This window comes from Actinoplanes sp. NPDC051405 (genome assembly GCF_055586185.1).
On the sequence record NZ_JBVJIR010000022.1, the window covers coordinates 126,155 to 152,862 of the forward strand.

19 protein-coding genes and 2 pseudogenes are annotated in these 26,708 nt (G+C 72.3%); 3 read left to right on the forward strand and 18 right to left on the reverse strand.

The genetic code is table 11. The annotated features are described in order from the left end of the window. The first annotated feature begins 50 nt into the window (after positions 1-50). Together ACZ6S4_RS37440 and ACZ6S4_RS37445 are read left to right on the forward strand one after the other, a co-directional pair. Complete coding sequence (locus tag ACZ6S4_RS37440) at positions 51-2,219, forward strand: two-component system sensor histidine kinase NtrB (protein ID WP_465479450.1); 2,169 nt, start codon at positions 51-53, stop codon at positions 2,217-2,219. Continuing rightward, on the forward strand, positions 2,216-3,430 hold the full coding sequence (locus tag ACZ6S4_RS37445; protein ID WP_465479451.1) for an HDOD domain-containing protein: 1,215 nt from the start codon (positions 2,216-2,218) through the stop codon (positions 3,428-3,430). The genes ACZ6S4_RS37440 and ACZ6S4_RS37445 overlap by 4 nt, the downstream gene beginning before the upstream one ends. On the opposite strand, the gene ACZ6S4_RS37450 is transcribed toward ACZ6S4_RS37445, so the two are convergent. From ACZ6S4_RS37450 to ACZ6S4_RS37495, 10 genes are all read right to left on the reverse strand, one after another. Beyond that, on the reverse strand, positions 3,396-4,586 hold the full coding sequence (locus ACZ6S4_RS37450; protein ID WP_465479452.1) for an HD domain-containing phosphohydrolase: 1,191 nt from the start codon (positions 4,584-4,586) through the stop codon (positions 3,396-3,398). The two genes, ACZ6S4_RS37445 and ACZ6S4_RS37450, sit on opposite strands and share 35 nt — an antisense overlap. Positions 4,587-4,651: 65 nt before the next feature. Then, entirely contained in the window at positions 4,652-6,919 is a 2,268-nt protein-coding gene (locus ACZ6S4_RS37455; protein ID WP_465479453.1) for a sensor histidine kinase, read from the reverse strand. Next, a complete protein-coding gene (locus ACZ6S4_RS37460; protein WP_465479454.1) occupies positions 6,916-8,637 on the reverse strand; it encodes a S8 family peptidase in 1,722 nt (573 codons plus the stop codon). The genes ACZ6S4_RS37455 and ACZ6S4_RS37460 overlap by 4 nt, the downstream gene beginning before the upstream one ends. Positions 8,638-8,751: 114 nt before the next feature. Beyond that, positions 8,752-9,135 carry a response regulator transcription factor gene (locus ACZ6S4_RS37465; RefSeq protein WP_451914686.1) on the reverse strand — a complete coding sequence of 128 codons (384 nt, stop codon included), beginning with the start codon at positions 9,133-9,135 and terminating at the stop codon, positions 8,752-8,754. Positions 9,136-9,152: 17 nt separating this feature from the next. Further along, complete coding sequence (locus tag ACZ6S4_RS37470) at positions 9,153-10,346, reverse strand: response regulator (RefSeq protein WP_465479455.1); 1,194 nt, start codon at positions 10,344-10,346, stop codon at positions 9,153-9,155. Beyond that, positions 10,343-12,313, reverse strand: a complete 1,971-nt coding sequence (locus ACZ6S4_RS37475; RefSeq protein ID WP_465479456.1) for a PAS domain-containing protein — start codon at positions 12,311-12,313, stop codon at positions 10,343-10,345. The genes ACZ6S4_RS37470 and ACZ6S4_RS37475 overlap by 4 nt, the downstream gene beginning before the upstream one ends. A gap of 94 nt (positions 12,314-12,407) precedes the next feature. Then, a complete protein-coding gene (locus ACZ6S4_RS37480) occupies positions 12,408-13,847 on the reverse strand; it encodes an RICIN domain-containing protein (protein WP_465479457.1) in 1,440 nt (479 codons plus the stop codon). 88 nt (positions 13,848-13,935) lie between these two features. After that, a complete protein-coding gene (locus ACZ6S4_RS37485; protein ID WP_465479458.1) occupies positions 13,936-14,673 on the reverse strand; it encodes a hypothetical protein in 738 nt (245 codons plus the stop codon). Between the two features lie 36 nt (positions 14,674-14,709). Then, positions 14,710-15,276 (reverse strand): hypothetical protein, encoded by a 567-nt coding sequence (locus ACZ6S4_RS37490; protein ID WP_465479459.1) that lies wholly within the window; start codon positions 15,274-15,276, stop codon positions 14,710-14,712. Between the two features lie 16 nt (positions 15,277-15,292). Then, positions 15,293-16,441, reverse strand: a complete 1,149-nt coding sequence (locus ACZ6S4_RS37495; RefSeq protein ID WP_465479460.1) for a zinc-dependent alcohol dehydrogenase — start codon at positions 16,439-16,441, stop codon at positions 15,293-15,295. 344 nt (positions 16,442-16,785) lie between these two features. Here ACZ6S4_RS37495 and ACZ6S4_RS37500 point away from each other — a divergent pair, with 344 nt between their 5' ends. Next, on the forward strand, positions 16,786-18,000 hold the full coding sequence (locus ACZ6S4_RS37500; protein ID WP_465479461.1) for a cytochrome P450 family protein: 1,215 nt from the start codon (positions 16,786-16,788) through the stop codon (positions 17,998-18,000). Here ACZ6S4_RS37500 and ACZ6S4_RS37505 read toward each other — a convergent pair. The 8 genes and pseudogenes from ACZ6S4_RS37505 to ACZ6S4_RS37540 form a co-directional block, all read right to left on the reverse strand. Beyond that, positions 17,990-19,306 (reverse strand): alpha/beta hydrolase family protein, encoded by a 1,317-nt coding sequence (locus ACZ6S4_RS37505; protein ID WP_465479462.1) that lies wholly within the window; start codon positions 19,304-19,306, stop codon positions 17,990-17,992. The two genes, ACZ6S4_RS37500 and ACZ6S4_RS37505, sit on opposite strands and share 11 nt — an antisense overlap. Positions 19,307-19,398: 92 nt before the next feature. Then, positions 19,399-21,261 (reverse strand): annotated as a pseudogene (locus tag ACZ6S4_RS37510) (helix-turn-helix domain-containing protein); the annotation flags it as partial. Next, entirely contained in the window at positions 21,246-22,025 is a 780-nt protein-coding gene (locus tag ACZ6S4_RS37515; RefSeq protein WP_465479463.1) for a 3-hydroxybutyrate dehydrogenase, read from the reverse strand. The gene ACZ6S4_RS37515 and the pseudogene ACZ6S4_RS37510, both read right to left, overlap by 16 nt. Before the next feature lie 104 nt (positions 22,026-22,129). Beyond that, positions 22,130-23,065, reverse strand: a pseudogene (locus ACZ6S4_RS37520) (branched-chain amino acid ABC transporter permease); the annotation flags it as partial. 5 nt (positions 23,066-23,070) lie between these two features. Further along, entirely contained in the window at positions 23,071-23,943 is an 873-nt protein-coding gene (locus tag ACZ6S4_RS37525; RefSeq protein ID WP_465479464.1) for a branched-chain amino acid ABC transporter permease, read from the reverse strand. Beyond that, positions 23,940-25,190, reverse strand: a complete 1,251-nt coding sequence (locus tag ACZ6S4_RS37530) for an ABC transporter substrate-binding protein (protein WP_465479465.1) — start codon at positions 25,188-25,190, stop codon at positions 23,940-23,942. Before ACZ6S4_RS37530 ends, ACZ6S4_RS37525 begins: the two co-directional genes overlap by 4 nt. 11 nt (positions 25,191-25,201) lie before the next feature. After that, on the reverse strand, positions 25,202-25,897 hold the full coding sequence (locus ACZ6S4_RS37535) for an ABC transporter ATP-binding protein (protein WP_465479466.1): 696 nt from the start codon (positions 25,895-25,897) through the stop codon (positions 25,202-25,204). Next, a complete protein-coding gene (locus ACZ6S4_RS37540; RefSeq protein ID WP_465479467.1) occupies positions 25,884-26,642 on the reverse strand; it encodes an ABC transporter ATP-binding protein in 759 nt (252 codons plus the stop codon). The genes ACZ6S4_RS37535 and ACZ6S4_RS37540 overlap by 14 nt, the downstream gene beginning before the upstream one ends. Between the last annotated feature and the right edge of the window lie 66 nt (positions 26,643-26,708).

Sequence of the window (26,708 nt, forward strand, 5' to 3'; positions counted from 1 at the left end):
AACTGGTGGTTCTCCGTCTGGCTGGAGGGACGGCCATGGCAGGTGGGGCGTTGTGGGCACGACGCTGGCTTCGTGGCACGGACACGATGCTGGGTCAGGTCCGCACTCTGTTCCTGGGCATTCTGCTCGTCTGGCCGCTGTTCGGGCTCTGGGGTCTAGGCGGGCACCGGTCCGCGCTGGCCGCTCCGGCCGTGGTGGCCGCGCTGGTCGTGGTGGGGTGGCTCTACGCCGGGTACCGCCGGCAACGGTTCCCCGCCTGGAGCTGGATCTTCGAGGGCGCCTGCGTCGGCCTGGTGGCCGCGGGCTCGGAGTTCGGCATCACCATCGGTCTGTGCATCGTCTGGGTCAACTTCCGGTCGCTGTACGGGCGCCTGCGGGAGAAGATCGTCGCGGTCCTGGTGATCTGCGCGATCATGGGGTTCGGCTTCCTACGGTTCGACATCCCGGCCGGCACCGCGATCCCGCTGTTCTGCACCGCGCTGATCTCGCTCGGCGTGAACCACGTCCTGGCCCGCGGCAGCAGCGCCCGGGACCGCTCGGCCGACCGGGAGGGCACCCTGGCGTCGGCCGGTGGCGGGCTCGTCGCCTCCACCACCCGGGGCGAGGCGATGGACGTGACCCTGGGCGCCGCGCTCAGCATGGACCGGGCCGCGAGCGCCGCGCTCATCTTCACGGTCACCGGACCGGCCCTGCACGTCATCGCCGCGGCCGGGCACGTGGGCAGCGAGGCCTCCGGCTGGGTGACCGAGCTGGCCAAGCTGCCCGAGCAGACCCGGGCGGCCCTGCGACCGGGCGGCTACGCCATGGTCTGCGACCAGGCCGCCACCGAGGTCACCGAGGTCCTCCGGCTGCCACCGCACGACGTGGTCATGCTGGCGCCGATGGCCGCGCACGGCGACGTCTTCGGCATGCTGGTGCTGGCGCTGGACCGGCGGCCGACCGACGACCTGTCGGCGTCGATGACGACCCTGGCCGACGAGGCGGCGCTCACCCTCGACCAGCTGCTGAGCCGCTCGCGGCTGAGCATCGTGGTCGAGCACTCGGCCGACGCCCTCATCCTGGCCGGCGAGGCGGGCCTGATCCGCTTCGTGAACCCGGCCGCGGAGATGATGCTGGCGTGCCCCAGCGAGGAGCTGGTCGGCAGCGACATCTGGTCGCTGGTGCACGAGAGCGACGTGGGCGCGCTGCGTGACGTCACGTCGTCGTTCGAACGGCCGACCGCCGTGCCCTGCCGGATCCGCGGTCGCGAGAGCGCCGAGTGGACCGATGTGGAGGCCCTGCTCGAGTACGTGAGCGAGCACGACGGCTCCCGCAGCATCGTCTTCACCGCCCGCGACGTCTCCGAGCGGCACCGGCTGGAGCTGGAGCTGCGGCACGCGCAGAAGCTGGAGTCGGTCGGCCGGCTCGCCGCGGGCATCGCGCACGAGATCAACACGCCGATCCAGTTCGTCGGGGACAACGTGCGCTTCCTGGAGACCGCGTTCACCGACCTGGACCGGCTGCTCGCGGCGTACCGGGAGCTGGTGGCGACGGCGCAGGCCCAGGGTGACATCGAGGCCGCGCTGCGCGAGCTGGAGACGGTGGCGACCGACGTCGACATCGAGTTCGTGATGGAGGAGGTGCCGGTGGCGATCTCGCAGACCCTGGAGGGCATCAACCGGGTGGCCCACATCGTGCGCGCGATGAAGGCCTTCGGCCACCCCGGCACCGAGGAGAAGAGCCGGGCCGACCTCAACGAGGCCATCAAGAACACCATCGTGGTGGCCAACAACGAGATCAAGTACACCGCCGACGTCGAGACCGACCTCGGTGACCTGCCGCTGGTGCACTGCCATCTCGGCGACATCAACCAGGTCGTGCTCAACCTGGTGGTCAACGCCGCGCACGCGATCGGGGCGGCGGACCGCGGCCGGGGCACCATCCGGATCAGCACCCGGCTGGACGACGGGTACGCCGTCATCGAGGTCGCCGACACCGGCACCGGCGTGCCCCCGGAGATCGCCGACAAGCTGTTCGACCCGTTCTTCACCACCAAGGAGGTCGGCACCGGCACGGGTCAGGGACTCGCCCTGGTCCGTACCCTGGTGGCCGACCGGCACGGCGGGACGATCGACTTCACCAGCACGGTCGGGGCCGGCACGGTCTTCACCGTACGGCTGCCCGTGGCCGGCCTCGACGAGCCGCAGCCGGCCGACGAGCTCGCCGAGGCGTCGCTGTGACCGGGGCGCCCGCCGTGACCCCGCGGCCGCACATCCTCTTCGTCGACGACGAGCCCCGGATCCTCGGCGGCCTGCGCCGGATGCTGCGGACCCACCGGGACCGCTGGGACATGTCCTTCGCCGAGGGGGCCGAGGCGGCCCTGGCCGCGCTGCGGGACCGGCCGTGCGACGTGATCGTCTCCGACTACCGGATGCCCGGGATGAACGGCGCGCAGCTGCTGGAACGGGTGCGCCTGGAATACCCCGGCACGGCCCGGGTGATCCTCTCCGGCCAGACCAACGAGGACAACCTGCTCAGCATCATGGTGCTGGCCCACGAGTTCCTGACCAAACCGAGCTCACCGGAGCAACTGGTCGCCACGGTCGAGCGGCTGATCGACGTGCGGACCCCCACCGGTACGGGCGCCCGCCCCGACCGCGCCGACGTGCAGTCGCTGCCGAGCCCGCCGCACACTCTCGTCGAGCTCATCGAGGCCCTGGACTCCGACGACGCTTCGGCGTACTCGATCGGCACCGTCATCGAACGGGACCCCGCCGCCACCGCCAAGGTGCTGCAGCTGGTCAACTCGTCGGCGTACACGGTGGGGCGCAAGATCAGCGACGTCGGCCAGGCCACGGCCCTGCTGGGTGTGCAGACGGTACGCGGCCTGGTGCTCATGCACGACCTGATCCGCACGTTCGACGTCAGCGGCGGGCTGCCGGTGGAGTGGCTGGAGGCGCTGACCCTGCACTCGGTCGAGACGTCGCGGCTGTGCCGGATGTTCGCCGACGGCACCGACTGGGAGAGCAACGCCTTCACCGCGGGCCTGCTGCACGAGGTCGGGCAGCTGGTCCTCGCCTCCATGCGACCGCAGGAGTTCGCCGGGTCGCTGGAGGCGTGGCGCGCCGCGGATCCGGCCGACGCCGCCTTCCTGTGCGTGACGGAGTCGTCGATCATCGGCTTCTCCCACATCGATGCGGGCGCCGACCTGCTCAGGTTCTGGGGACTGCCGGATCCGGTGATCGAAGCGGTGGCCAACCACGCCGTGACGGTGCAGCCGGGCGGGGTCGCCGACGCGTCCACCGCCGTCGCGCTGGCCCACGTGGTGGTCGAGGCGGAGCTGGGACCGGTGTGCGGACCGCTCGGCCCGACTCCGCTGGCCGAGGATCAGCTCGACGAGCGCGACCTCGCGGTGATCACCCGATGGCGACGGGAACGCTCGCGGCGCTGACCCCGGCCTCGTCCAGGATCATCAGCGGCTCGGCGACGCCGTCCTCGAGCGCGGCGAAGTTGCGCAGCCGGGTGATGAGACCGACGGTGACCTCCTGACCGGCGTTGACCAGCAGGACGTCCGACCGGTTGCGGACGGCGGCGGCCAGCACCATGCCGGCCTGCAGGTCGGCCAGCATCACCCCGCGGATGGTCTCGGCGGCCGCCGCGGCGGTGGACGAGAAGGCCTCCAGCAGCGCTGGATCGTAGAGGCGCGACTGGGTCCGCAGGGTCGCCAGCGCGACCGTCGGTGACATCCCCTGCAGCAGCAGCGCGTCGTGGTCCTGCACCAGCCGCAGCAGCCGGCCGCCGAACGGGATCCGGTCGCCGGCGACGCCGTCCGCCGGTGTGCCGGATCCGTCGAATCCCTTGTGTGAGTAGTGGATGCACTCGGCCACCGGGGCCATCCGGGGAATGGGTGAGATGAGCTGCTCGGCTACGGCGGGCAGCTGATCCACCATCTGCTGCTCGGCGGTGGCCAGCTCGGAGCCGGAGTCCAGTTTGGCGGCCACGGTCGGCGGCAACGAGACGATGCCCAGCTGCGCCATCTCGACGGCGAGCTCGACGGCCCACCGGTCCTCGACCTGCACCTGGTCCAGGATCGCGGAGGCCACCCGGCGCATCCGGGCGGCGCGGCCGAACGCGGCCGGGCTGGCCAGCGACAGCACGTCGGACAGGGCCTTCACGCTGCCCTGCAGGGTGCGTTCCAGCAGCTCGCGTTCGGAGACCACCAGCTTGTGCTGGGTCACGCAGTCGCGCAGGGCGGCCGTCATGGTCTCGGTGTCGACCGGCTTGAGCAGCATCCGGAACACCCGGCCCTGATTCACGGTGACCGCGGCGTCGGCGAGGCTGGTGTGGCCGGTGAGCAGCATGCGCGTACTGGTGGGGGCCGCCTTCGCCGCCGCGGCCAGGAACTCGGCCCCGTTGATGCCGGGCATCAGGAAGTCGGACACGATCACCGCGAACGGGTCGTCCGGCTTGAGGGCGAACAGGCCGTTCGCGGCGCCGACGGCGGTCTCGACGGTGAAGTCGCGGCGCAGCTGCCGCCGGAGGCCGTCGAGAAGGTTGGGCTCGTCGTCGACCAGCAGGATCCGGGGTTTCTCGACCGGCGTCGTCATGCGGGGCTCCCTGCTGCTGGTCCGATCAACCTGGTCCGAATTACCCCAATATATCGATCAGGGGGCTATTCGGCGGGTGGTTCGGCGTTCGCGCGGGTCAGCGAGAGGGTGAAGACCGATCCGCTGTTGAGCGTGGAGACCACCGTGACGTCGCCGCCCATCGCCCGGGCCAGCCGGCGGGCGATGAACAGGCCCAGGCCGGTGCCGCTGGTGCTCATCGTCATCGGGTCCTCGACCCGGTGGAACTTGTCGAAGACCTTGGCGAGCTGGTCGGCCGGGATGCCGCGGCCGTGGTCGCGGACGTCCACGTGCACCCGGTCCCCGTCCAGGCGCATGCCGACCGCCACCTCGGTGTCCTCGGCGGAGTACTTGAGGCCGTTGCCGATCAGGTTGGCGAGCACCTGCAGGGCCCGGCCGTCGTCGCAGTGCGCGGGGACCGGGCCCGGCGGCAGGTCGAGCACGACCCGCGCGGAGCCGAGGTCCCGGGCCGCCTGGGTGGCCAGCGCGCACAGGTCGTGGGTGCCCGCCGAGACCTGCAGCGAGACGTCGTCGGGGTTGTCGCCGAAGCGTGAGGCGAGCAGCAGGTCCTCCACCAGCCGGGACAGGTGCCCGGCGCGGTCGCCGATCAGGTTGAGCGCGTCCAGGCGCTTCTGCGGGGTCATCCGTTCCCCGCGCGACCGCAGCAGGTCGACGTAGCCGATGATCGGCGTCAGCGGCGTGCGCAGCTCGTGCGAGACCATGGCGATGAAGTCCGACTTGAGCCGCTCGGTGCGGTACTCGCGGGTCAGGTCGCTGATCACCACCACATCGCGGACCAGCAGCCCGGCGGTGAAGACGGCCGAGTGCGCGAGCCGCAGCCGGCGCTGGTCGCCGTCCCGGCGGCGGGCGGTCAGCTCGGTGACGGCCTTGGGCTGCTCCACCGACACCGGCATGAGCAGGCGGCGCTCGTCCTCGACCGGCACGTCGAGCACCGTGGCGAGCGGCCGGCCGGTCGCCTCGGCGGCGTCGACACCGGTGATGTCGGCCAGCGCCCGGCTCCACACCTGGACCGTGCCGTCGCCGTCGATCACCATGATGCCCTCGGCCGACTGCTCCACGACCGCCTGCAGCTTGCTGGTCTCGTCGACCAGCCGGTCCAGGTGCTCGGCGCCGCGCATGGCCACGGCGAGCGCGCTGGCCAGGGAGGCCAGCAGGGTGACGTCACCCGTGGTCATCCAGCCCCGGCTGCGGTCGCGGGTGGCGAAGGCCGCCGTACCGAACCGGCGCCCGCCGCCCTGCACCGGCACGACCACCATGCGGCGCAGACCGCCGGGCAGGTCCTCGGCCAGGTGGACCGGGCCGTCGATGCGGCCGAGGGCGGCGAGGTGCCGCGGGATCGGCCCGTGCCGCAGCGCGGTGGGATCCGCGCCCTCCACCGACAGGGCCGCGTCGTCGCTCTCCAGCACCACGACGGCCAGGTCGGCGCCGAACGCCTCCCGCACCAGCACCAGGAACTGCCGCACGACGTCCTCGCGTTCGGCCAGGGCGTGCGACAGCTGGAGCAGGCACGCGGACCGGGCGTGCTCGTCGGCCTCCCGCGCCGCCGCCCGGTACGCGTAGGTGACAGCCAGGGCGGGCATCGCCATGAACGGCAGCAGCAACGGCGAGTGCAACGCGATCTCGGTGGTGGTCAGCCCGGTCACCATCGTCCCGACCGCCATGTACACCGACAGCCGGGCCTCCGAGCGCACGATCCGCCACGGCGCGACCTTGTTGAGCACGCCCAGGATCTGCGCCAGGCACAGCAGGTTCACGCCGGTGAAGGCGAGCGTGCCCACCACCACGCCGACCAGGACGCCCAGGGTCAGCTCGCCGGGCCGGCCACCGAGCAGGTGCACGATCAGGATCAGCACGGCGGTGGCAGCCGTGTAGGTGCCGAGGTTGAAGACGGCCTTGACGACCGGTCGCCGTTGCAGCGCACTGGCCAGCACCAGTCCGGCCGCAGCGGCGATGAGGGCGTCGCGGGGCGGCAGCAGCAGCACGTCGATGATGAGCGCCGCCTCGTAGAGGCTCAGCTCCTCGACGGCCTCGCCGTGCCGCAACCGCACCACGGTCATCTCGGCCAGGCAGCTCAGCACGGTCAGCCCGGGCAGCAGCGCCGCGGCCGGCACGCCGAGCCCGCGGAGCACACTGCCGTGCCCGGCCAGGCCGAACGCGACGATGCCGGCCAGGGCGGCGCCCACCAGGACGACGCCCAGGACCCGGCGCTGGATCGGATCTCGCAGCTGAGCGCGCAGGGCGCCGACCGCCCGGGGCATCCCCGGACGGTCGGCGTCCGCCTGCGCTGAACTCACGAGCTGGGCATCCACGCCCAGGCGCGGGCGCTCCACCGGTCCGCCGCCCAGGCCCGCGCGGCCCAGTCGTCGGCGGCCCAGGCGCGGGCGGCCCACTCCTCGCCGGCCCAGGCGCGGGCGGCCCAGTCGTCGGACGCCCAGGCCCGCGCGGCCCAGGCCCGGGCCGCCCAGGCCCGCGCCACCCACTCGCTGTCGGCCCAGGCCCGGGCCGTGAAGTCCGAGCCGGCCCAGGCCCGGGCGGCCCAGGCCCGCGCGGCCGGGTCGAGCTGGGCCCAGGCCCGGGCAGCCCAGTCGCGGGAGGCCGGGGTCAGCTTCTTCCACGCCTTGTCGGCGGCCGGCTGGTCGCCGTCGACCAGAGCCTCGGAGAAGGCGGCCCAGCGCTTGGCGTCGCGTCCGACCGTGGTGGTGTCGGCGTCGTACTGCTGCTGTGCCTTGCCCGCGTTCCAGCGGGGCGCGGCGGCGAGCACGCGGGCGGCGTCCAGGCCGCCGGCGCCGCCACCGGACGCGCGGCTCAGCCCGGCACTCGGGTACGCGGTGCTCACGAGCAGGTTCTTGATCGCGTCGGGCCGCAGCTTCGGCTGCACAGCGAGGGTGTCCGCGATGACCCCGGAGGTGACCGCGGCGGCCATCGACGTGCCGGAGCCGCGGAAGTAGCCGTCACCGACGCGGGCCTGCGGGCTGCCCCGGTCGACCACGCTGCCCGGCGAGCGCAGGCTCACCACGTGGCCACCGGCCGCCACCAGGTCCGGCTTGGCGTCGCCCTGCCAGGTCGGTCCCCGGCCGGACCAGGCGCCGACCACGTCGTCGGCGCGGCCGGCCGTGCCGGCGGCGTCCAGCCCGCCCGTGGTGAGCAGGAGGGGGTCGTTGCCGGGCGAGGTCACCGAGCCGGTGCCGGGGCCGTCGTTGCCCGACGGTACGACCACCGTGACGCCCTGGTGCCACAACGACTCGAGGGCCTGGGTCAACGGATCGATCTGGTACGGCAACGGGCTGTTCGAGGACAGCGACAGGTTGACCACCTGCACGTCGCGGCGGTGGTCGCTGACCCACTGCAGGCCGCGCAGCACCGTGGTCAGGTCGGTACGCCCGTCCGCGTCGGCCACCTTGACGTCGATGAGCTTCGCCGCGGGCGCCACGCCCCGGTACCGGCCGTCCGACGCCTCGCCGGTGGCGGCGATCAGGCCGGCCATGAACGTGCCGTGGCCGTACCCGTCGCCGGCGCCGGTGCCGGTGCCGGTCAGGTCGACCCGGCCGGCCAACTGCCCGGCGAGGTCGGGGACGTCGGCGATGCCGGTGTCGACCACGGCCACCGTGACGCCGCGGCCCTCGTCGCCGTCGGCGGGCAGGCCGACCATCTCGCGTACGGTCGCCGCACCCGTCGTCCCGGCCGGTGTGTCGGCGTCGGCGACGGTGATCTCCCGCTGGGGGGCCACGGACCAGGCCGGGTCGAGGGTGCTGCCCTGCGGCAGTTGCGCCGCGACGCCGCGGACGACGGGCAGCAGGGTCACGACCCGGCCACCGGCCGCCCGGACCGCGCGGGCCGCGCCCTCGGCGTCCGCGCCGGTGACGACGACGTCGTGCCACTGCGCGGCGGTGGCCCGCGCGGCGGACGGAGCCGGGAGGCTGACGACCGCGAGGGCGGCGGCGACGATTGCCGCGACGCGTCGGCGGTTGGTGGCGGCGGCGCCGGCCGGTCCCGCCAGGCTGGTGATTTTCACGGCCTGCGCACTCCTTCTCACTCTGAGTAGCTATATGACGCCGTCAGCAGCGGGGGCCGCCTCCGTCCGTGGCGTGAACATCGGCCACGCCGGCGTCATCTTGAGCAAGACGTCTCAGGAATCGGCGGCACCCACCTGCCCGGCCAGCACGCCGTCGACCAGGTCGAGCACCGCGTCCGCCGTGAACGGTTTGGCCAGGTAGTAGTCGACGCCGCAGGCCCAGGCCCGGGCGTTGGCGTCGGACTCGGCCGCCGCGGTCAGCATGAGCACCGGCACCGGTTCGCCGGGCTGGTCGCGGATGGTGCTGAGCACCCCGAAACCGTCCAGGCCCGGCATCATCACGTCCAGGATCACGAAGTCGGGCGCGGCCGCCTGCACCTCCCGGACGGCAGCGAGCCCGTCCACCGCGACGCTCACCTCGTAGCCGTCCATTTCCAGGACGTCGGTGAGCAGCTGCCGGATCGCCGGGTCGTCGTCGACCACCAGGATGCGTGCCATGGGCTCCCTTTCCCGCCTCAGTGCCTGCTGTGGCTGTGCCAGAGCCCGGCCTGGCGCGACGCCTCGTCGGCGGCGCGGCGCCAGTCCACGTCCTGGGCCTTCAACTGGGGGTGCGACAGCAGCTGAGCCAGCTCGTCCTCGTGCCGGCCGGCGGCCGGGCAGGCGGACCCGGTGCCCTGGATCAGCAGGTGGGCCGTCCGCACCGCCGCGGCCACGCCGAGCCCGGAGAGGTCCGGCGCCTGCTCGGCGTCGCGCTGGGCGACGGCGGTGACGATCGGCGGCGGCAGCCCCCACAGGTGCAGCAGCTCCACCCCGACGTCACGGAACGGGACCCCGTCACGGGTCTCCGCGTCCAGATCGACCGCGGACCCCTCCTTGTCCCCCACCGCGGCCAGGCAGACCAGCCGACCGACGTCCTGCAGCAGCGCCGCGGCCTGCGCGTGCGGCCGGTTCGCCGGGGAGGCCACGAAGTCCACCAGGCAGGCAGTGGCCACCGCGTGCCGCCAGGCGGTGCGCAGATGCTGCTCGATCGCCGGGTCCCAGGCCGAGGTCGGGCGCAGCACGTGTCCCGCGCCGGCCACCGCCTGCACCATGGGCACGCCCATCGCGTTGACGATCGACTCGACCGAGGAGTTGCGCGGGCGCGAGCCGAAGAACCGCGAGTTCGACAGCTGGAGCAGCTTGGCGGTCAGCCCGACGTCGTGCATGGCCATCTGCACCGCGTACGACAGGTTGGCGTCCGGGGCGAGCAGGCCGATGATCCCGTCGGTGTGCTCGGGCAGGGTCGGGATGGCCCGGACCCCGCCGGCGATCCGCCGCGCCTCGTCCTGATGGGCGCTGGAGGTCCGGATCAGCAGCTGCTCGATCACGGCGATCAGGCTCTCGGCGTCGGACGGCTTGGTGAGGAAGCGGTGCCCGGCCACGGCCACCTGGATCGCCGCCTCCGGCTCGATGTGCCCGGACAGCACCACCCGGGCCACCTCGGGGTGCCGCCGGCTGACGTTGGTGAGCAGCTCGGCGCCGTCCATCCCGGGCATCCGCATGTCGGAGACCACCACGTCGTACGGCTGCTGGGCGAGCAGCTCCAGAGCCTCGGCGCCGTCGGAGACGAACGCCATCTCCCACTCGCCCCGCTTGCCCCGCAGCGAGCGGCGCAGCCCGTCGAGGATGCGCGGTTCGTCGTCGACGAACAGGGCGCGGGCCTTGCTCATGAGGCGTCCGGCTTGCCGGCGATGGGCAGCCGCAGGATGAACTCGGTCCCCTCACCCACCACGGACCGCACCTCGATGCTGCCGCCGTGCTTCTCCAGCACCGCCCGGGCCAGCGCCAGGCCCTGCCCGGTGCCCTTGCCGACCTCCTTGGTGGTGAAGAACGGCTCGAAGATCGACTGCTGGATGTCCGCCGGGATGCCGGTGCCGTTGTCGGCGAAGGTGAGCACCGCGGTGGGGCCGTCCGTGCGGGAGCTGATCCGGATCTCGCCCCGCTCGGCCTTGTCCTTGAGCGCGTCGGCCGCGTTGACCAGCAGATTGAGGAAGACCTGGTTGAGGTCGCCCAGGTGGCACAGCACGTCGGGCAGCTCACCGAGGTCCAGGACCACGTCAGCGACGTACTTGACCTCGTTGCGGGCCACCGTGAGGGTGGTCCGGACGGCCTCGTTGAGGTCGGCGTACGACTGCTCGGTGGAGTCCTTGTAGCTGAACGACTTCATCGCCCGGACCAGCGAGGCCACCCGCTCGACGCCCTCGAGGCTCTGGCTGACCGCGGCCGGGATCTCCGCGGCGAGGTACTCGACGTCGGCCTTGGCCTCGGCCCGCTGGGCGCGCTCGGTGCGCTCGCTCCACTGCAGCTCCCCCAGCGCCGGCGTCATGCACTCCCGGTAGACCAGCAGCAGGTCGAGCATGTCCTGGTACGCGTCGGCCAGGAACCGGGTGTTGTCCCCGACGAACTGGATCGGCGTGTTGATCTCGTGGGCCAGCCCGGCCGAGAGCCGGCCCAGTGACTCCAGCTTCTGGTCGTGCCGCGCCTCCAGCTCGGCGCGACGGACCTCGGTCATGTCGCGGAAGGTGACCACCGCGCCGGGCTGCCCACCGCCGGTCTCCAGCGCTGCGACCGAGCACGCCACGCCGAAGGTGGTGCCGTCGCGGCGTACGAAGGTCTCGTCGACCGTCTGCACGGACTGCCCGGCCGTGCGGATGCGGCGCAGCGGGCACTCGCTCTCCGGTTGCGGCGTCCCGTGCCACGGCACCGCGTGCACCGTGGCGTGCACGGAGAGGCCGAGCAGGTCCTTCTCCGCCCAGCCGAGCATCTCCGAGGCTGCCCGGTTCATCGAGGTCAGCTTGCCGTCGCCGTCGACCGTGTAGAGCCCCTCGGCCATGTCGTCCATGATCACGGAGCGGAACGCCTGGGCCTGCTCGCGTTCGGTGACGTCGACCAGCACCAGGCCGACGCCCATCATCCGGTCCTCCACCCGCACCGGGTAGCAGCCGGCGAGCCACGAACGGGGACCGTCGGCCTCCCCCGGCGACGGAGCGGTGACCACCGTGCCGACGATCGCCGTCTCCGTCTGCCACGCGCGGTGGTAGTTCGCCTCGATCTGCGGCCACACGCCCGGCAGCACCTCGTGGACCGGCCGCCCGAGCTGCTCGGCGCGCGGGACGCTGCCCATGGCGGCCAGCGTCTCGTTGACCCGGATCAGCCGGGAGCCGCTGTCCACGAAGCCGAACCCGGCCGGTGCGGCCGCCTCGAGAGCCTCCAGCAGGGAGAGGGTCTCGGTGACGCGGCGCCGGGTGCCGGCGAGCTCCTCGCGCAGCGCCGCGCGCTCCTCGACGTCCGTGCCCGTCGCGATCCACGCGCCGGGCCGGCCGTCCACGGGGGTGAAGCACATACTGTGCCGGCCGTACGAGCCGTCCACCCGCTTGAGCCGGCACTCCAGCTCGTACGGCGTCGCGCTCGCCGCCCGGGCCGTGGACTCCACGGCCGCGAGGTCCTCCGGATGTACCAGGGAACTCCACGGCTCGCCCGGGCTCCCGGGGCCACGGTTGGCGTACTCGATCTCGCCCGCCCCGGTGAGCACCCAGATGGCGTGCGGCAGCGCCGCGGCGAGCACGGCGGCGTCGATCCCGGACGGCAGTGAACCGGCCGGGGCCGCGGCCACCTGTGGCGCTCGACGTCCAGACACGTTTTGCCCTTCTCAGCGACCGGGGCGGTGTGCACCCTCCTTGCTGCCCATCGGCCGCACCCGTCCGGATCTGAGCGCCACGCTCACCGCGATGTCAGGCGGCCCGGTTGAGCCACTGCTGGTTGGCGCCCGCGCCGCAGGCGTACTGGATGAGCCGTACGCCGTCCGCGGTCCCGCCGCTGATGACGTCGAGGCACCGGCCGCTGTGCCGGGCCACGAGCCGGTGGTAACCGCCGCCGGCGTCCTGCACCTGCCACTGCTGGTTGGTGCCCGTCCCGCAGGTGTACTGCACGACCCGGGCGTTGTCGGCTGTCGACGCGTCCGCCACGTCCAGGCACTTGCCGCTGTGCCGGGCCTCCAGCTGCACGTAGCCGTTGCCCAGGTCGCGGCGGTGCCACTGCTGGTTGAGGCCGGTGCCGCAGGTGTACTGGATCGCCTCGGCGAGATCAGCGGTCGAGCCGCCGACCACGTCGACGCACTTGCCGGAGTGCCGCGCGACCACGGTGCTCCAGGAGCCCGCCGACCCGGCGACCGTGCCGGCGGCGGTGTCGATGACCAGCGACGGGAAGTAGTCCAGGGCCAGCGTGGTGGCGCTCGGGAAGCGCAGCGGCGCCCAGACGTAGCGGGAGTCGTTGACCGTGCCGCCCAGCGAGTTGCCCCAGCGGTCGCCCAGGTACAGGTACGCGGTCCCGGCGGTGCCCGCGACCGGCAGGACGTACGCGGTCTGCGAGCCGTACGCCGTCGCGTCCCCCGCGTTGGCCCAGGCGCTCCACGGGCCGGTGATGCTGGTGGCCGACGAGTACTTCTGCTGGTTGGGGTTCCAGCCGGTGGCCCCGGAGGTGAGCATGAAGTAGACGCCGTTGCGCCTGAACAGCGCCGGCGCCTCGCGGACGTCGCCGGGCCAGCTGCGGACCAGCGCGGCGACGCCGGTGTAGTCACTGGTGAGCCGGTAGACGTTGAGGTCGCGGTTCTCGTTGGCCGAGGACACCATGTAGCCGGCGCCGTCGTCGTCGACGAACGTGGTGATGTCCCGCGACATGTGGGTGCCCAGCGGCCGGAAGCTGCCCCGGTACGTGTAGGCGCCGTCCACAGTGCTGGACACGGCGACCGCGGCCCGCGCCTGGGCGTAGTCCGTCGCGGTCTCCTTGTGCATCCACATGACGAACTGCCGGGTGCTCGCGTTGTACATCACCTTGGGCCGCTCGATGTTGGCGCTGGCCAGCTCGGCGGCCGACGACTGGGTGAGCACGTGGTTGCGGAACTCCCAGGTCCTGAGGTCGGTCGAGCGGTACGCCGAGACGTACCGGAAGGTGTTGTCGGCGTTGCGGTTCTCGCCGAACCAGTAGTAGTACGCACCCACCTTGAGCACGCCGCCGCCGTGCGCGTGCACCACAGCCCCGGAGGTGTCGGTGAACTGGGTCCCGTTGGCCACCGTCACCGGCGCCGCGAGCACCGGCGCCCCGGTGAGGGCGAGGACCGTGGTGGTCCCGGCAAGAGCGGCGACGAGGGCCCGCGCGCGGCGTCCGAGCAGCATCACGACCTGCTTCCAATCGGTGACGATCTATGTGACCGTTAACACAGATTGCCCGCAGGTTTCCGTCGTGTCAACAACGCCGCGACGCTCAGCGCCGCATGCCCACCGCGACCAGCACGGCCCGGGCCGCGTCGGCACCCGGGTGCAGGATCGACGAGTGCACCCACCGCCCGGCGGCGGCGACGGCGCGCCACACCGGCACGACGGTCCACCGCCAGCACCAGGCGATCGCCAGTCCGGCCGGTCGCAGCACCCAGCGGTAGACCTGGCGCAGCAGCCAGCCGGCACCGCGCCACCCGGCGGCCAGAATCGCGGCGATGCCCCGGCCCAGTCCGGCCAGCACCCACCACGCCCCCCGCCACACCGGCGCGGTCACCGCCCATAGCCAAACAAGGGGCACGACGAGCAGGTAGTGCAGCACCAGCGCGAAGGGCCGTAGCAACTGCCGCCGCTGCCGCCACAGCCACTGCGCCGGCACGACGATCAACCACCGCGCCAGCCACTCCAGCGCCGGCCGCAATGCCCGCTGCCACAGCCAGGCCGCCGGGACGGCAACCAGGTAGTGCCACAGGAAGGCGGCCGGCACCGCGACCAGGTAATGCCACAGGAACGCGGCCGGCACCGCGACCAGGTAATGCCACAGGAACGCGGCCGGCACCGCCACCGCGTAGTGCCACAGCCAGGCCAGGGGCCGGCCGACGTAGCGGGCCAGGAACCGGCCGATCAGCCGGGACAGCTCCCACAGCAGCCGGAACGGCAGGACGAAGACCACGGCGAGGACCCGGATCGGCCAGTGGATCCAGGCGGGGGGCGGCTGCTCGGACATGGCCGCCCACGGTAGCCCACCTGCGCGAACGCGGTCCTAGCGGCCGGCCACCCGCTTGGCGATCCGGTACGCCAGCACCCCGCCCAGCACCCACGGCGCCCCGACGATGATCGGGTCGATCCACTGGTGCTTGACGTCGGCGCGCTTGCGGCCGAATCGCGACGTGATGCCGTGGTGGCTGAACTCGCTGAGCACCCCGGTCTCGGTGATCGGATTGTCCGGGTGGAGGCTCGCGAACGAGCGCAGCGTGCTCTCCACGGTGTCCACCCGGTCGGCGGCCAGCAGGAGCAGCCAGTGCGCGGCCCGGGCCTCGCTGTACTCCTTGTAGGCGTACCGGCGGATCACCCCGGACAGGCCCTTGGGCGGGCAGGACGTGCCGAAGACCGGGGTGAGGAACTTGTGCTCGATCGAGCGTTCCCGGGGGAACTTCTCCGGCTGGCGTTCCGGGAACTCCCAGTGCGCGCCGCTGAAGGTCGGATCGAACTGCTCCCTGGGCACCGACGGCCGGTCCTTGGGGTCCAGATCCACGCCCCAGCCGGGGATCCGGGCGCGGAGCTGGTCGCTCGACTCGGCCAGCTTCGGCTTTTCCGGTGTGTAGGGCATTTCTGTCTCCCTGGGCTCAGACGGGGTTCGGGACGATGATCGGCTTGATGCAGTTGTCGAGCTTCGCCGAGAAGATGTGGTAGCCCTCGGCGATGTGCTCCAGGGGGATCCGGTGCGTGACGATGTCGCTGGGCTTGAGGTAGCCGTTCTTCACGTGCTCGAACAGCCGGGGCCACTGCCGCTTCACCGGGCACTGGTTCATCCGCAGGGTGAGGCCCTTGTTCAGGGCGTCACCGAACTTGATCGCGCTGAACATCGGCCCGTAGGCCCCCATCACCGAGATCGTCCCGCCCTTGCGCACCGAGTCGATCGCCCAGTTCAGCGCGATCGGCGACCCGCCCTGCAGCTTGAGCTTGGTGGTCGTCACGTGCTGGAGGAAGTTGCCGTCCGCCTCCGCGCCCACGGCGTCGATCGCCACGTCGGCGCCCAGGTGGTCGGTGATCTTCTTCATGTGCACGACGATGTCGTCGTACTCGGTGAAGTTGTACGTCTCGGCGTGCGCGAAGGTCCGCGCCTTCTCCAGCCGGTACTCCAGGTGGTCGATGACGATCACCCGGCCGGCGCCCATCAGCCACGCCGACTTGGCCGCGATCAGCCCGACCGGGCCGGCCCCGAAGACCACCACCACGTCACCCTCGACGATGTCGCCCAGCTGGGCGCCGAAGTAGCCGGTGGCGGTGGCGTCGGTCAGCAGCACCGCGTCGTCCTCGTCCATCCAGTCCGGGATGATCGTGGGCCCGACGTCGGCGAAGGGCACCCGCACGAACTCCGACTGGCCACCGTCGTAGCCGCCGGTGGTGTGCGAGTAGCCGTAGATCCCGCCGACCGCGGTGGCGTTGGGGTTCACGTTGTGGCAGTTCGAGTACAGGCCGCGGGCGCAGAAGAAGCACGTGCCGCAGAAGATGTTGAAGGGGACCATGACCCGGTCACCCGGCTTGAGGTTGCGCACCGACGAGCCCACCTCGTCGACGACGCCGATGAACTCGTGCCCGAAGGTCGAACCGACCCGGGTGTCGGGCATCATCCCGTGATAAAGGTGCAGGTCGGAGCCGCAGATCGCGGCCCGGGTGACCCGCACGATCGCATCGTTGGGATGCTCGATCACCGGGCGGTCCTTCTCCTCGACCCGTACCCGGTATGGACCGCGATAGACCATTGCTCGCATCTTGTACCTCCCGTGGCCCGGCTACCCGGAGCGTTCCGGGGTAAACGCCCCGGGCCCGCGCCTCAGCCACGGACGAGGGCGAGAATCGTGTCCCTGGCCTTGCGGCGGTCCGCGCCCGCGCCGAGCAGGCCGTCCGGCACGATCAGCTCGTCCAGGCCGAGCTCGCGGTAGCCGGCGATGTCCCGGGCCAGCAGCTCCGGAAGACCTCACCGTAGGGCTGCCCGGCGCCGGGCCAGATCGAAAGTCGCATACCGGCACCCTGCCACGGCGTGCGGTGCCGGCCCCGTAGCGGGGCACCGGCGCGGTACCGTCATAGACGGTTGCCGATAGGACGGAGTGGCGCGATGACGCAGGAACTCCAGGAGGACTTCGCCGATCCGGCGTTCCAGGCCGATCCCCACCCGGTGTACGCCCGGTGGCGCGCGACCACTCCGGTCCGCCGCGTCCGGCTCCCCAGCGGAGTGACCGCCTGGCTGGTTACCCGGTACGACGACGCCCGCCAGGCCCTCACCGACCCACGGCTGTCCAAGGCCCGCCCGGTCGGACTGGCCACCGACCGCGCCCTGCCACCGTTGATCAACGCCGCCGTATCCCGGCACATGCTCTCGGCCGATCCGCCCGACCACACCCGGTTGCGCCGCCTGGTCGCCGGGGCCTTCACCGCCCGGCGCATCGAGGCACTCCGGCCGCGGATCGAGGAGATCACCGAGGAGCTGCTGGCGGCGATGACCGGCCGGGAGCGGGTCGACCTGATCGACGCGTTCGCGTTCCCGTTGCCGATCCAGGTCATCTGCGAGCTGCTCGGGGTGCCGGTGGCCGACCGCGACTCGTTCCGCACCTGGTCGAACACCATCGTGGCCGGCTCGGCGAGCCGTGAGCAGCTGCCCGGCGCGATGCAGGCGATGGTCGCCTACATCCGCCGGCTGATCGCCGAGCGGCGCGCGCATCCCGGCGACGACCTGCTGTCCGGCCTGATCGGCGTCCGCGACGAGCAGGACCGGCTGTCCGAGGACGAGCTGTCCTCGATGGTCTTCCTGCTGCTCATCGCCGGTCACGAGACCACGGTCAACCTGATCGGCAACGGCGCCTGGCTGCTGCTCGACCGGCGCGAGCGGTGGGACCGGCTGCGCGCCGAACCGGCGTTGCTGCCCGGCGCGATCGAGGAGTTCCTGCGCTTCGAGGGGCCGGTCGAGACCGCCACCTTCCGCGTCGCGACCGAGGACCTGGAGATCGGCGGCACCACCGTCCACGCCGGCGACGCGGTGCTGGTGGCGCTGCTCGCGGCCGACCGCGACGAGGGGCGGTTCCCGGAGCCCGACGAGCTGCGGCTGGACCGCGCCCAGAATCCGCACCTCGCCTTCGGCCACGGCATCCACTACTGCCTCGGGGCACCACTGGCCCGGCTGGAGGCCCAGGTCGCCTTCGGCAAGCTGCTGGCCCGCTTCCCGCGGCTGCGACTGGCGGTGCCGGCCGGCGAGCTGACCTGGCGCCCGGGTCTCATCATGCGCGGATTGCAGAGCCTGCCCGTCGTCCCGGGCCCCGCCTCACTCAACCGCTGAGCGAGCACGTGTTGGCCAGGTCGCCCGATTCCGGGCGGGCCACCGTGTGGCTGGGCGCGGGGACGGTCCGGTGCTCGGTCCAGCCGGTCAGCGCCGTGAAGGCGGTACGGAAGCACGGCAGGATCGGGCTCAGCCGGTCGGGATAGGCGTCGTACAGGCCGTCGACGTGGTTGCCGCCCTCGATGCGGTAGTAGCGGAACATCCGGTCGCGGTGCCGGTCGCGGACCATGGCGGCGTACACGTCGGAGTCCTGTGTGATCGGCAGCAGCGTGTCCAGGGTGCCGTGCAGGGTGATCAGCGGGCGCTGGATCCGCCCGGTCAGGGCGATCCGGGCGATCGCCGCGCGCACCCCCGCGGGCCGGGTCGCGTAGTCGTAGTCGGCGTCGCAGGCCGGCGTCCCCGAGGCGCAGAACGGCGTGCCCGCCTCGGCCGGGCCGTCGTAGCCGGGGTCGAGCTCCTCGCGGTAGATGCGCTGGGTCAGGTCCCAGTAGACCCGGTAGTGGTAGTCCCAGAGGAACTCCGAGCCCGGTGCGAAACCGGCGGCCAGGATCTCGGCCTCCGCCTGCCGGGGGCACGCCCGCAGCGCCGGCGGCAGGAACGTCAGCAGGCTGGGCTTGGCCGGGTGCCACAGCGTGCCCTCCCAGTCGACGCCGCCGTCGAACAGCTCGGGGTGGTTCTCCAGTTGCCAGCGCACGAGGTAGCCACCGTTGGACAGGCCCGCCGCGTAGGTGCGCCGGGGCTGGTGGCCGTACCGCTGCTTGACCGCGGCCCGGGCGGCCCGGGTCAGCTGGGTCACCCGCTGGTTCCATTCCACGATGGCGTCGCCTGGCCGCACGCCGTCGCGGTGGAACGTGGCCCCGACGTTGCCCTTGTCGGTGGCGGCGAACGCGTAGCCCTGGGCCAGCACCCAGTCGCTGATCGCGAAGTCGTTGGCGTACTGCTCGCGTACCCCGGGTGAGCCGGCCACGACGAGCCCGCCGTTCCAGCGTTCCGGCAGCCGGAGCACGAACTGCGCGTCGTGGTTCCAGCCGCGGGTCGTGTTGCCGGTCGAGGTGTCCGGGAAGTAGCCGTCGATCTGGACACCGGGCACGCCGCTGGGGTTGCGGGCCCCGGCCGGGGTCAGCCCGGCCCAGTCGGCCGGGTCGGTGTGGCCGGAGGCCACGGTGCCAGCGGTGGTGAGATCGCTCAGGCACGCGGCCTGCTGACGTTCCGCGCCGGGCACGGTGGGTGCGGCGCAGGCCGCCCCGGCGGCGGGGGCCGGGGACAGGGCCATCACGAGTACGGCGGCCAGAATTGAAGGGAGCATGCCCGTCATGCTCCGACGCGCCCGTTGCCGGGACCATGGGCTCGGACCACACTGTTCGCCGGCCGGTTGTGGGTGCCGGGACCGCCGCTGCCCAGCCGGTGCAGGCGCAGCGCGAGTTGCAGTTCCAGGCTGCGGTCGGGGCGCTGCCATTCCGCGCCGAGCACCTGGGCGATCCGGGCGATCCGCTGGGTCACCGTGTTGACGTGCACGTGCAGCACCTCGGCCGCCCGCACGGCGTTGGCCCCGGCGTCGAAGTAGGACTCCAGGGTCTGGACCAGGGCGGTGCCGCGCCGGCGGTCGTACTCCAGCAGCGCGCCGATGGTGTCGGTGACGAAGGAGCCGACGTCGCGGTCCGCGCCGACCAGCAGCCCGACGAAACCCAGCTCGGCGGCGCTGGCGCCGTCGCCGGCGCGGCCCAGCGCCAGCAACGCCGAGGCGCAGCGCTGCGCCTCGGCGTAGGCCTCGGGGACGCGCTGCGGCCCGTCAACCGGTCCCGCCCCTCCCCCGGTCACCGGTACGCCCAGATAGGCACCCAGCTCACGGGCCATCCGCCGGGCCGCGTCGCCGGGGTGGTCGCCCCCGACCAGCAGGGTCACGTTGTCCTCGCGCTGCGCGGCCAGCCCGCCGCAGGCCGCCGCGTGCGCGGAGCTCCACTGGGCGGCGCGTTCCCGCTGGCGCGGCGGGCAGGTCAGCACCACAAGCACGTGCGCGGCGTCCAGGTCGACGCCCAGCCTTCGGGCCCGTTGCCGGACCGTCACCGGGTCCTCGACGCCGCGGCTGAGCAGGTCCTCGAGGAGTTCGCCGCGGACCCGGCCCTCGGCCTGCGCGAGGCTGCGCCGGAACAGCAGCAGCAGCGAGGTCACCACGCCCGCGCGTTCCAGGATCCGGGTGTCGGTCTCGCTGAGCTCCCCGGGAGCGTGCAGCACCAGGGTGCACAGGGCCTCGCTGCCGGCGCCGGCGGCCAGCACCCAGTGCTCACCGTGCCGGGTGGCCCGGCCGAGCCCGTTGCCGGCCACGGCCGTACCGGCGAGCGAGGCGACCTCGGCGATGGCCCCGACGGCGGCCAGGCAGTGCCCGTCGGCATCCAGGATGGCCAGCTCGCCGCCGAGCACCTCGGCCACCACGCCGGCCAGGTCGTCCAGGTCGCCGCCGCGCAGGATCACCTCGGTCATCCGGTCGTGCGCCTCGGCCGCGCGTTCCAGCGAGTCGCTGTGCCGCCGGACGACGGTGTTGACCGCGCCCAGCTCCTCCAGGGCGGCCCGGGTCTCGCCGAGCAGGCGGGTGTTGTCCAGGGCCACCGAGGCGTGCGCGGCCAGCGAGCCCAGCAGCGTCACCTCCTGGCGGGTGAACGGGCGCGCGCTGCGGTTGGCCGCGAACAGCACCCCCAGCACCCGGGTGCCCAGCCGCATCGGCACCCCGAGGATCGCGACCAGGCCCTCCTCGCTGACCCCGCCGTCGATCTCGTCGAGGTGCTGGAAGCGGGCGTCGGCGCTGTAGTCGGCGGTGACGTACGGCGCGGCGGTCTGCGCGACCAGGCCGCCGAGCCCGGCCCCGAGCGGCAGCCGCAGCTGCTGGAAGCGGGCCGACACCGAGCCGTAGGTGACCCGCATGTACGTGTCGCCCCGCTCCTCGTCGTTGAGGGTCATGTAGGCGACGTCGGCGTCCAGCAGCTCGCGGGCCCGCCGCACGATGGCCTCCAGCACCGCGTCGATCTCGCGCAGTGTGGCCAGGTCACCGACGGTGTCGACCAGCGCGCTGAGCTCGGCCTCGCGCCGGCGCCGCCGTTCCAGCAGGGCCCGGACCTGCAGGGCGAGCGCCTTGAGCTCGTCGAGCTCGGCCAGTTCCCGGGCCGGGCGGCCCTGGGCGCGGGCCTCCAGCAGCGGCCGTTCGAACTCGACGGCCGCCGCCTCCCGCAGCAGCAGCTCCAGGAACGCGCTGCTCAATGCGCTGTCCATCCGCCGTCCAGGACCATCGAGGCGCCGGTGATGAAGGACGCCGGCGGCGAGCACAGGTACGCCACCAGCTCGGCGACCTCCTCGGGCTCGACCAGCCGCTTGAGAGCGACCGGTGCCAGCATGACCTCCTCGACCACCTGGGTCTCGTTCATGCCGTGGCTGGCAGCCTGCGCGGCGATCTGCGCCTCGACCAGCGGCGTGCGCACGTACGAGGGGTTGACGCAGTTGGAGGTGACCCCGTGCGGTGCCCCCTCCAGCGCGATCACCTTGGACAGGCCCTCCAGCCCGTGCTTGGCCGACACGTACGCCGCCTTGTACGGCGAGGCGCGCAGCCCGTGCACCGAGGACACGTTGACGATGCGGCCCCAGCCCTGCGCGTACATGTGCGGCAGGCAGCGGCGCACCAGCCGGAAGGGCGCCTCCAGCATGAGCCGCAGGATCAGCGAGAAGGTCTCCGTCGGGAACTCGTGCAGCGGCGCGACGTGCTGCAGCCCGGCGTTGTTGATCACGATGTCGACGGCCGGGTCCAGCCGGTCGACGGCGGCCAGGTCGGACAGGTCCACGGTCTCGGCACTGCCGCCGATCTCCGCGGCGACCCGGGCGGCCGCGTCGCCGTCGCGGTCCAGCACGATCACCCGGGCGCCGGCCCGGGCCAGCCGTTCGGCGCAGGCCCGGCCGATGCCACCGGCTCCGCCGGTGACCACGGCGGTGCGCCCGGCCAGGACCTCGTGTGGGACGCTCAGCCCCTGGGTGATGGTGTCCATGATTCCTCTTCGCGGGTGGTCGTGGACGGGACGGGTACCGCCTCGGCGGAGTCGGGCTCGGGCGGCTTTCCCCGGCGGCGCCGGGCCCGGTCGGCGGCCGCACCCAGCTGCCGGGCGCCGCCCCACAGGCCCTGCCGGAAGAGGAGCACCACCAGGACGAACACCGTGCCGGTGACGATGCCGATGCCGTCGAAGCCGGAGGTGGACAGATAGTCCTCGAGCTGCACCACCAGCGCGGCCCCCAGGGTGCTGCCCCACAGCGAGCCGATGCCGCCGAGCACGACCATCATCACGGCCTTGCCGGAGGTGGTCCAGTTGACCTCCTGCAGCGAGGCGAAGCCGTGGCTGATCGCGAACAGGCCGCCGGCCAGCCCGGACAGCGCCGCGGAGAGCACGAAGGCCAGCAGCTTGTACCGCTCCACCGGGTAGCCGATGGCCCTGGCCCGGGCCGGGTTGTCCCGGATGGCCACCAGCACGTGCCCGAACGGCGAGTGCACGATGCGCCACAGTCCCCACAGCGCCAGCAGCACGATGGGCAGCCCGGCGTAGTAGAAGACGAACGGGTCGCTCAGATCCAGGCCGAGCAGTTCGCGCGGGATGCCCTGCAACCCGTTCTCACCACCGGTGACCGAGCGCCACTGGTTGGCCACGAAGTAGACCATCTGGGCGAAGGCCAGGGTGACCATCGCGAAGTAGATGCCGCTGTTGCGCACGCACAGGTAGCCGATCGGCACCGCCAGCGCCGCGGCCAGCACCGCGCCGCCCAGCACGGCCGCCGGGAACGGGAGTCCGCTGTGGATCGCGATCAGGCCGGCGGCGTAGGCCGAGGTGCCCCAGAACGCGGCGTGGCCGAAGGAGAGCAGGCCGGTGTAGCCGAGCAGCAGGTCCAGGGCCGCGGCGAACAGGGCCCAGCAGGCGATGTCCATGGCCACCGGCGGATAGATCAGCCAGGGCAGGGCCAGCGCCACCAGCAGACCGGCGGCGAGCAGCAGATAGCGCAGCGGGCGGCGGGCGGCCGGTTCGGTGTGACGCAGGAACATCCGGATCACGTGCGGGCCTCCTCGCGGCCGAACAGCCCGGCCGGGCGCCAGAGCAGCACCCCGGCCATGATGATGAAGATCAGCGTCTGGGACAGCGCGGGGACGTAGAGGTTGCCCAGCGACTGCACCAGGCCGATGCCGAAGCCGGCCAGCACCGAGCCGAAGACCGAGCCCAGCCCGCCGATCACCACCACGGCGAAGACCGCGATGATCAGGTCGGCGCCCATCAGCGGGTTGACCGCCCGCATGGGCGCGGCCAACACGCCGGCCAGGCCGGCCAGGGCCACCCCGAAGGCGAAGACCGGGGTGACCCAGCGGCCCACGTTCACCCCGAGCGCCCGGGTCAGCTCCGGGCGCTCGGTGGCGGCCCGCACCACCATGCCGACCCGGGTCCGGGTCAGGATCAGCCAGACCGCGACGCAGAGCAGGACGGCCGCGGCGAGCACGAAGACCTGGTACGCCGGGTAGTCGAACAGCCCCAGGTTCAGCGAGCCGGACAGCTCCGCGGGGCGCGGGTACGGCTGGGACTGCACGCCGTACTCGCGCTTGACCGCGTCCTGCAGGACCAGGGTCAGCCCGAAGGTCAGCAGGAAGTTGTAGAGCGGGTCGAACGGGACCAGCCGCCGGATGAGCGTGCGTTCCAGCAGCGCGCCGAGCAGGAACAGCACCGCCGGGATCAAAAACAGCGCCACCCAGAACGGCACGCCGAACTCGGCCAGGGCGATGTAGGCCCCGAACGCGCCCAGCATGAAGAACGCGCCGTGGGCGAAGTTGACCACGCCCAGCATCCCGAAGATCACCGCCAGCCCCAGCGCCAGCAGCGCGTAGAAGCCGCCGCTGACCAGCCCGTTGAAGCACTGCTGGAGGAAGCCGCTCACAGCGTGCAGCCGCCCGCCCCGGCCGGCCGGAACGCCTCCGCGGCCGGGATGGTGCGCAGGATCTTCTCGTAGTCCCAGTCGGTCTTGACCTCGCTCTTCGGCTTCACCTCGGCCAGGTAGACGTCGTGGATGACCCGGTGGTCCTCGGCGCGCACGGTGGCGTTGCGAGCGAACACGTCGTCGTACTGGTAGCCCTCAAGCTTGCCCACGACGGCGTCCGACGCGTCGGTCCCGGCCCGCTGAACCGCCTCGAGGTATTGCAGCGCAGCCGAGTAGTTGGCGGCGTGCGCGAACGACGGCCGGGTCTGGGTCTTCGCGGTGAACTTGTCGGCCCACTGCCGGTTGCGGTCGTCGAAGTTCCAGTACCAGGCGTCGGTGAAGGTGGTGCCGGCGAACGCGTCCGGGCCCAGCGAGTGGATGTCGGTGATGAACATCAGGCCGACCGACAGCTTGATGCCTTTCTCCCGCAGCTTGAACTCGTTGTACTGCTTGACCAGGTTGACCAGGTCACCACCGGCCTGCATGGTGCCCAGCACGTCCGGCCTGGGGTTCATCCCGGGCGCCTTGAGCAGGAAGGTGGAGAAGTTGTCGTTCGGGAACGGCGTCGGGTCCTTGGTCAGCACCTTGCCCCCGGCCGCGGTGATGGCGGCGGAGAACGACTTCTCCATGTCCTGCCCGAAGGCGTAGTCCGGGTACACGATGTACCAGTTCTTGCCACCCTCCTTGGTCACCGCCGAGCCGGTGCCGTAGGCGAGCATGAACGTGTCGTACGCGTAGTGGAAGGTGTACATGTTGCACTGCTTGCCGGTCAGCTCGGTGGTGGCGGCGCCGATGTTGAAATAGAGCTTCTTCTTCGCCTTGGCCACGTTGGCCACCGCGAGCGCCGCCGACGAGGTGGGCACGTCGAGGATGATGTCGGCCTGCTGCCGGTCGTAGAGCTCCTGGGCCTTGGAGTTGGCGATGTCCGGCTTGTTCTGGTGGTCCGCGGTGACGACCTCGATGTCCTTGGTCAGCGCCCGGTCGCCGTACTTGGCCTGGAAGTCGGCGACGGCCATCCGGACCGCCTCGACGCTGTTACGGCCGGAGAGGTCGGCGTAGACGCCGGACTGGTCGTTGAGGACGGCCAGCACGATCTTGCCGCCGCTGACCTTGTCGTCGCTGCCACCGCTCGGGCCGCCGCGACCGCAGCCGGCGACGAGCAGCGTGCCGGTGGCGAGGACGGCGGTCAGCGCCCGGATCGTTCTCATGGGGGGTCTCCTTAGATGCCGAGGTAGGCGAGAAGTTCGTGTTCGCGCTCGCGGACCGCGCCGTTGTCGAGGGTCTCGACCACCCGGCCCTCGGCCAGCAGGTGGTGGCGGTCGGCCACGGTGGTCGCGAAGTGCAGGTTCTGCTCGATCAGCAGCACGGTGACGCCGGCCGCCTTGATCTCGCGAAGGATGTCGCCGATCTGCTGCACCAGCAGCGGCGACAGGCCTTCGGTGGGCTCGTCGCAGAGCAGCATCCGGGCGCCGCTGCGCAGCACCCGGGCCAGCGCGAGCATCTGCTGCTCGCCGCCGGAGAGCTGGGTGCCCGCGAAGCGGCGGCGTTCCCGCAGCACCGGGAACGTCTCGTAGATCCGGCCCAGCGACCACGGATCCGGGCCGACGACCGGGGGCAGCAGCAGGTTCTCCTCGACAGTGAGGGTCGCGTAGATGCCGCGGTCGTCCGGCACGTAGCCGATGCCGGCCCGGGCCCGCCGGTGCGCGGGCCGGGTGCCGAAGGCGGCGTCGCCGTTCAGGCTGATGCGTCCGGTGCACTGCGGGTGCAGGCCCATGACGCAGCGCAGCAGGGTGGTCTTGCCGGCGCCGTTGCGCCCGACCAGCGTCACGATCTCGCCCTCGGCGACGACCAGGTTCACGTCGCGCAGCACCTGCGCCTCGCCGTACCAGGCGTCGAGGCCCTCAACGGTCAGCATGCGACTCTCCCAGGTAGGCGGTGATGACGCGGGGGTCGGCGCGAACCTCGGCGTAGCCGCCCTCGACCAGCACGGTGCCGCGCTGCAGCACGGTGACCCGGTCGGCCAGGTTCCGGACCACGCTCATGTTGTGCTCGACCAGGACGACGGTGCGGCCCGGGCGGACCCGGCGGATCAGCGCGATGGTGCGGTCGATGTCCTCGGCGCCCATGCCCGCGGTGGGCTCGTCCAGCAACAGCACCCGCGGGTCCAGCGCCAGCGCGACGGCCAGTTCCAGGGCCCGCTTGCGCCCGTACGCCAGCGCGGCGGCGGACACCTCGGCGGCGTCCGTCAGGCCCACGTCGTCGAGCAGTTCCATCGCCCGGTCCCGGAACCGGCCGAGCTGCCGTTCCGAGCGCCAGAACCGCCAGCCCAGCCCGGTGCGGGCCTGCAGCGCCAGCTCCACGTGCTCGCGGGCGGTGACCTGCGGGAACAGGGTGGTGATCTGGAACGAGCGGGCCACCCCGAGGCGGGCCACCCGCTCGGGCGGCAGCCCCGTGACGTCGGCGCCGTCCAGGGTGATCCGGCCGGTGCTGGGCCGCAGGAAGCCGGTGAGCAGGTTGAACAACGTGGACTTGCCGGCGCCGTTGGGGCCGACGAGGGCGTGCACGCTGTCCGGGGCGATGTCGAGGTCGACACCGTCGACGGCCCGGAACCCGCGGAACTGCTTGCCGAGCCCGCGGGCCTGGAGGATCGGCGGGGGCATCCTGACCTCCTCTGAGTGGGGGTGACGACCGCGGATCGGCGGTGCCCTGTGACGCAAGACACTATG